Source organism: Tistrella mobilis (genome assembly GCF_041468085.1).
GTDB lineage: Bacteria > Pseudomonadota > Alphaproteobacteria > Tistrellales > Tistrellaceae > Tistrella > Tistrella mobilis_A.
Genome location: NZ_CP121017.1, coordinates 833,709 through 840,000, shown reverse-complemented (window position 1 = coordinate 840,000; position 6,292 = coordinate 833,709). Strand labels below are relative to the sequence as shown.

Below are 6,292 nucleotides of genomic sequence, written 5' to 3'. Positions count from 1 at the left end.
CGCCGCCTGAAGAGCCGGATCGGCGACCGCCTGCAACACCCCGGCAAGCCCCGCCGCCCCACTCTCGCCCACCACCAGTGCCGGATCACCGGCAAGCGGACGCGCCAGCCGGTTCACCGCCGCCCGTGCCGCCGTATCGGGCACCGCCATGAAATCGCGGGCGAGGCGGGAGAGGATACGCCAGCCGGTCGCCGAAGGCTCGCGGCATTCAAGCAGCGCCATCACGGTCGGCGCATGGGTGGCGAGTTGCAACCGCCGCCCGGCGCGCGCGCTCTCCAGCAGGCAGGCGGCCCCTTCGGGTTCCACCACCACCAGCCGGGCGCCCAGACCGGCCAGGGCCAGATGTGCCGCAACCGCCGCCGCCATGCCGCCGACGCCGGCCTGCAGGAACAGATGGGTCGGCGGCCGGTCGCCGCATTGGCGCAGGATCTCCGCCGCCATCACGGTATAGCCCTGCATCACCAGGGTCGGGATCCGCTCCTGCCCCGGCAGGGCCATATCGGAGACGTTGATCCAGCCTTCGGCCGCACAGCTGCGGGCAACCGCGGCCAGGCTGTCGTCATAGTCACCCGCGACCCGCAGAATTTCGGCGCCCTCGGCCCGGATCGCGTCGGCACGCACCTCGCGCACGCCCTGATGCAGAAAGACCACGGCGCGCGCGCCCACCAGCCGCGCCCCGGCTGCGACCGACCGGCCATGATTGCCGTCGGTGGCACAGGCCATTGTGAGGCTGCGGGTAACCGCCCTGAGGGCGGGCGTGCCGAGATCTTCAGGCCCGAATGGGCGCCCTGCCCGCCGCCCGGCCTCGTCCAGCGCCAGGCGGATGGCGGCATGGGCACCACCCAGCGCCTTGAAGCTGCCCAGGCCGTGACGACCGCTTTCATCCTTCACCAGCAGCGCGCCCAGCCCCGAGGCGGCCGCGAGCCCCGGCAGATCGACCAGCGGTGTCGGCCCCTCGCCATGGGTGACGGCGAAAAGGGCTTCCGCCGCTGCCGCGGCCCCGGCACCGAAGGCGGCCTCGTCGTCGGGATCGAGCGACCGGCCGGCATCGGCGAGCATGTTGGGCAGATACATGGTCCATCCTCTGACTGCTGTGAGAGAATGGAAGGATATTGCGTGACGGCAGAGAAAGGCGCTTTGATCCGCGGGTAACCGCGCAATTTTTTCTCACCAGAGGACCGCCGGATGACGATAGGATCCAACCGCGCCGAACTCGACGGCTTCGATCTGGCGATCCTGGCGTTGCTTCAGCAGGATGCCCGCCTCCCGCAACGCAGGATCGCCGAGGCGGTGGCGCTGTCGACGCCGGCGGTGCAGCGGCGGATCCGGCGGCTGGAGGAAATCGGCGTCATTCTGGCCAATGCCGCGATCGTCGATCCGGCGCGGGTGGGCCGGCCGATCACCATTCTGGTTCTGGTGGAGGTGGAAAGCGAACAGGCGGCACCGCTGGATGCCACCCGGGCCGCCTTTGCCGCGGCCCCCGAGGTCCAGCAATGCTACTACGTCACCGGCGAGGCCGATTTCGTGCTGGTGGTGACGGTCCCGGATATGGGCGCCTATCAGGCGCTCACCCGCCGGCTGTTCCTCGACGACCCCAATGTCCGCCGCTTCCGGACTTTCGTCGCCATGGAGCGCGTGAAGGTCGGGCTGACGGTACCGGTGGATACTGCCGTCAACGGGCGCTCGTAAACGGATTGGCCCGGGCCGCCGCCAGCACCGCCCAGGCCGTGGCCCCCAGATGCGGCCAGCGGTGGTAGCGGAAATCGTCGATCACACTGTCCGGCCCGATGGCGAGGCCGGTGGTGATGGAGGGGTTGCGTGTCGCCCAGAGCCAGCCGCCGGGAGAAGCCTCGCCCAGCACCAGATGGAGCAGACGCTGCGCCTCGTCCGTCTGGCCCAGACGGTCGGCGACCAGGGCGGCCTGGGCGGTGCCCTCGATCCAGATCCCGTCGCGATCGTCGTTGAAATCGAACCCGCCGTCGATGCCATGCGCGTCCCCCGCCCAGGCCCAGGCGCCTTGCCAGAGCCGGGGCGCGTCCCCCAGCAGCAGCGGCCAGAGCTGGGCATCCAGACCAGAAGTCGCGGTGTTCACGGTCGCCCCGTCGGGCAGCGTGCCGGTCGGAAAATGATCCCGGCCGGCCTGCCACATCCGGTCGAGGAAGGCGCGGGCCCGATCGGCAGCGGCCGGCCAGTCGGCATTGCCGGGATCGGCCGCCGCGAGACGGGAAAAAAGCGCCACCAGATCGGCGTGATGTTCGGTCGATTTCCAGCCGATCCGGCGCAGCCCCGTTCCCGAACCGTCCACCCCACCGGTATAGCCGCCCGGGCCTGCTTCATCGGCGGTCTGATCGATCACCCAGCGGCCGATCCGGCGCGTGGCGTCCAGCGCATGCCCGCGCAGATCGGCCGGGAAGGCGGTATCCTCCGGTCGCTCGACCACCGCGAGCAACGCGAGGCCCACCCAGGCCGCATTGCCGGTGGCGGTACCGGCCTGATAGGGATCTTCCACCCAGCGGCCGGCGGCATCGTCCCACCAGCCATTGGGCGGCGGCGGGCTTTCCGTCTGGGCACCGGCCCGATAGGCATTGCGCACACGGCCGCGATCGACGCCGGCCTGGCGCGGATCTTCCGACAGCACGGCATCGGTGAAGGCGGCGGCGATTCTGGCGGCGGCATCGCTGCGGCCGCAGGCGATCAACGCCCGAAGCGCCAGGGCGTTGTCATAAGCGAAGGCGGCGCCGGCAAGCGCCGGGTCCGGATGCAGGCCCGCCCCCGCGGGGGCATCCCAGCTGCGCAGAAAGACCGGCCCGGCGCCGCCGATCGCGTCCACCCGCCCGGCCATCGCCTGGCAGAGCGGCCGGGCGGCTTCGGGCAGCGGCGTCTCAGGCGAGACGGGCGCGGCAGCCGGCGCACGGGCAATGCCCAGCGCCGCGACGGCCGCAGCCAGAACCCTGAAGGCCGGGCGCCGCGACATCAGAGATCGGCGATCCGGAACGGCCGGATCTCGAAACTCTGCCACACGCCCTGCACGGTATAGGGATCGGCGGCAAGGGCGGCATCCAGCGCCGCCCGGTCGGGATATTCGGCCAGCATGGACGAACCGATCATGGTGCCGGCCTCGTCCAGCATCGCGCCGCCGATGATCAGATGGCCGTCGGCCTTCATTCTGCGTGCATTTTCCAGATGGGCCGGGCGCGCCGCCGCACGGCGGGCCGGCGCTTCGGCATCGGTACCGTCGCGGGCGATGACCAGGAACTGCATGGGGGGGCTCCTTTTCCCTCGTCTCGGCTTCCCTCGTCCCGGCCGGTCTGCCGCCGGCCGGGCGTGTCGCATCTCTGTTCGGGCCGGATCAGGCGTCGCGGCCGAGCAGGGCCATCAGCTCGCGCCATTCGCGCGGGCTCATGCCGGTCTCCTCGCGCGCCGGCGTTTCGCCGGCCAGCATGCGCCGGACGACATGCAGGGCGCTGCGCGACAGCTGCGCGCCACCCAGGCGGTATTCCTCGAAGGCAGCGGCGACCAGGGGGACCCAGCGATGGGTGATGTCCATCATGGTCTCGGCATAGGCGCGGATTTCATACTGGGCATGCGGATCGGCACGCAGCGACAGAAAGTGCAGCAGGTTGTGCAGATCGGTCTTCCAGTACCACTGCGTGTAGTAGTTCAGGGTCAGGTTCATCCGCGCCAGCTCGCGCGCCAGGCGGTCGCGGGCCGGATCCTCGACCTCGCCCTCGTCGGTTTCGTTCAGCATCCAGCGGTAATTGTCGTACACCCGGCGGGCGTCGTCGCGCAGGATGTCAATCACCCGGCCGGCCTGATCGGCGGGCAGCAGCGCCTCGCGGCCCTGGCGGTTGCTGGTCGACTGCGCTGCCACCTGGTCGGCCGCCGGCACATAGAACTCCCGATCCAGAATCGAATAGCGCGCCGAGTACTCGTTGACGTTGGCGGTGCGGTGGCGGATCCACTGGCGGGCCACGAAGATCGGCAGCTTCACATGCAGCTTGATCTCGCACATCTCGAACGGCGTGGTGTGCCGGTGGCGCATCAGGTAATTGATCAGCCCGCGGTCCTCGTTGACCTTGCGGGTGCCGCGGCCATACGAGACCCGCGCCGCCTGAACCACCGCGGCATCATCCCCCATATAGTCGACCACCCGCACGAAACCGTGGTCGAGCACCGGGAAAGCGGTGTGAAGAATGCTCTCCATACCGGTCGAGACCGTGCGCAGGGTGGGCACCGCCTCGGCGCGCAGGGCATCGATTTCGGCCTGCTGCTCGGGGGTTACGGTCATCGCGTCGGTCTCCTTCCGGCGTGGATCTGGTGGCCTCTGGATACAGGGGCAGCCCCCCGCAGGCAAGGGTGCGGCGTACCCCTGCATCGCATGGCCGCAGCTTGGGCTTTGCATGTCACGGCCGAGGGCCTATATATGAGGGGCCGGTCGCAAGGCCGGCTATGGCGATACAGGGCCTCTCGGAATAAACGTATCGGACCCGGGGGCAGTGCCCGGCGCCTCCACCAGTTCAGATCACCGGCCTTCGGGCCGGTGCTCCATGGGGGCGAGCCAGGATCGACGTGCGTGGTAAAGGTTTGGTCTTCGCCCGGCATGATACCGCCGTTATCGGGTCACTCAAACAGGTGCGAACGACAACCGTGTCGCCCTCGCTGCCTAACTAGGCAAGCGCGGTCCGGGGGGCACCGGGCAACAGAAGCCCCCCACTCGATCGCCGGCCGCAGCCGGTGCGGGTGCCGTGTCGCGGGATGCGGGATCCGCCGCTGCGGTCAGCCCTGAACCCTTTTCTAGCCGACGATCATCTTCAACCGACGATCATCGAGACCGGACGCCGCATGCCGCAGATCGCCTACGACCAGCTCATCGACACCGCTCTGCGTGGGGTGGTCCGCACCGTTCTCGAACAGGCTGCAGAAAGCGGCCTGAGCGACGGCCATCATTTCTACCTGACCTTCCGCACCCAGGCGCCGGGCGTCGAGGTGCCGGAGTATCTTCGCGCCCGCTACCCCGAAGAGATGACCATCGTGCTGGAGCACGAATTCTGGGGCCTGGACGTGAACCAGCACGGTTTTGCGGTGACGCTGGCCTTCGGTGGCCGCCATGAACGTCTGGTCGTGCCCTTCGTCGCGATCACCGGCTTTGCCGATCCGAGCGTCAAGTTCGGCCTCCAGTTCCACGCCATCGACGATTCCGACGACCTGTTCGACGACGAGGACGAAGAGGTCGACGAGGACATGTTCGAGATCGAGGACCGGCTCTCCGACGGCCAGGACAATGGCCGCACGGCACCGCTCCCTGAGGCCGAGGCCGGCGACAACGTCGTGGCGCTCGACCGGTTCCGCAAGCGCTGAACCCGATGGCGGAGGCGACCACCGCCGACAAGTCCGCCGATCTGCCTGCGGCTGCCCGCCGGGTGGCCGCAGCGCTTGAAGCCGCCGGCCATCCGGCAGTGATCCGTATCTTCCCCGACAGCACCCGCTCCGCCGCCGAGGCCGCCGCCGCCGTCGGCTGCCGGACGGAAGAGATCGTCAAATCGCTGATCTTCCGGCGCAGCAGCGACGATGCCGCGGTGCTGGTGCTGATCGGCGGAGCCGACCGGGTGGATACCGCAAGGCTCGCCGAGGTCGTGGGGTCGAAGACCGGCCGCGCCGATGCCGATTTCGTGCGCCGGACCACCGGCTATGCCATCGGCGGCGTGCCGCCGCTCGGTCATGCCACCCCCGCAGTGGTGGTGATGGACGAGGGCCTGCTGGCGCTCTCTACCGCCTGGGCGGCCGCCGGCACCCCGCATGCGGTGTTCGAAACCACACCGGCCGATCTGGCCCGGATCACCGGCGCGCAGATTGCGGCCGTGGCCGCCACACCCGCGGCCTGACCGGCCAACCATGGCCGCCCTCCCCCCGGACCCGCTTGACGACGACGATCCCCCGCAGGATCTGGCGCTGCCCCCTCTTGAGGCGGCGGTCGAGAAGCGTTCGGTCTCGATCCAGGGCCATCGCACCAGCGTATCGCTGGAGACACCGTTCTGGCGGGTGCTGAAGCAGGCCGCACGCGACCGCGGCATGTCGCTGGGCGCCCTGGTCGCTGCGATCGATGCCGCCCGACGGGTAGACCGCGTCAATCTGTCGAGTGCGCTCCGGCTCTTTGCGCTGGCAGAGGCAGAGCGCCGGGGCCCGGCCCCCCGATTCGGGCATGAACCCGCCGTGCAAAGCCCTCGGGAGGATGCCTCCGGCGAGGTGTGACACCCCCGGCGCTTGCGCCGCAGCATCCGCGTGGTATATCTCT

Annotated in this window: 8 protein-coding genes and 1 other RNA gene (1 of these 9 running past the window's edge); 5 read left to right on the top strand and 4 right to left on the bottom strand. The window is 69.6% G+C overall.

Features of this window, described 5'->3' with window-relative positions:
• Positions 1-1,074, bottom strand: the 5' portion of a protein-coding gene (locus P7L68_RS09645; protein WP_372004566.1) for a diaminopropionate ammonia-lyase. Its footprint begins 153 nt before the window's first position; 1,074 of the gene's 1,227 nt are visible here — the first part of the coding sequence; the start codon lies at positions 1,072-1,074; its stop codon lies off the left edge, out of view.
• A 111-nt stretch (positions 1,075-1,185) separates the two neighbouring features.
• Between P7L68_RS09645 and P7L68_RS09640 the strand changes: the two genes are divergently transcribed.
• Positions 1,186-1,689: an Lrp/AsnC family transcriptional regulator gene (locus P7L68_RS09640; protein ID WP_372004564.1), complete on the top strand. Its 504-nt coding sequence runs from the start codon at positions 1,186-1,188 to the stop codon at positions 1,687-1,689.
• On the opposite strand, the gene P7L68_RS09635 is transcribed toward P7L68_RS09640, so the two are convergent.
• From P7L68_RS09635 to thyX, 3 genes are all read right to left on the bottom strand, one after another.
• Entirely contained in the window at positions 1,673-2,974 is a 1,302-nt protein-coding gene (locus P7L68_RS09635) for a hypothetical protein (RefSeq protein WP_372004560.1), read from the bottom strand. The two genes, P7L68_RS09640 and P7L68_RS09635, sit on opposite strands and share 17 nt — an antisense overlap.
• Positions 2,974-3,261 carry a YciI family protein gene (locus P7L68_RS09630; protein ID WP_372004557.1) on the bottom strand — a complete coding sequence of 96 codons (288 nt, stop codon included), beginning with the start codon at positions 3,259-3,261 and terminating at the stop codon, positions 2,974-2,976. The genes P7L68_RS09635 and P7L68_RS09630 overlap by 1 nt, the downstream gene beginning before the upstream one ends.
• Before the next feature lie 88 nt (positions 3,262-3,349).
• A complete protein-coding gene (gene thyX / locus P7L68_RS09625) occupies positions 3,350-4,288 on the bottom strand; it encodes an FAD-dependent thymidylate synthase (protein ID WP_372004555.1) in 939 nt (312 codons plus the stop codon).
• A gap of 103 nt (positions 4,289-4,391) precedes the next feature.
• Here thyX and ssrA point away from each other — a divergent pair.
• The 4 genes from ssrA to P7L68_RS09605 all read left to right on the top strand — a co-directional run bounded on the left by ssrA (position 4,392) and on the right by P7L68_RS09605 (position 6,249).
• Positions 4,392-4,715, top strand: a transfer-messenger RNA (tmRNA) gene (gene ssrA, locus P7L68_RS09620).
• Between the two features lie 127 nt (positions 4,716-4,842).
• A complete protein-coding gene (locus P7L68_RS09615; protein ID WP_372004552.1) occupies positions 4,843-5,358 on the top strand; it encodes an SspB family protein in 516 nt (171 codons plus the stop codon).
• A gap of 5 nt (positions 5,359-5,363) precedes the next feature.
• A complete protein-coding gene (locus P7L68_RS09610) occupies positions 5,364-5,882 on the top strand; it encodes a YbaK/EbsC family protein (protein WP_372004550.1) in 519 nt (172 codons plus the stop codon).
• A 10-nt stretch (positions 5,883-5,892) separates the two neighbouring features.
• Positions 5,893-6,249, top strand: a complete 357-nt coding sequence (locus P7L68_RS09605) for a ribbon-helix-helix domain-containing protein (protein WP_372004548.1) — start codon at positions 5,893-5,895, stop codon at positions 6,247-6,249.
• The last annotated feature ends 43 nt before the right edge of the window (positions 6,250-6,292 follow it).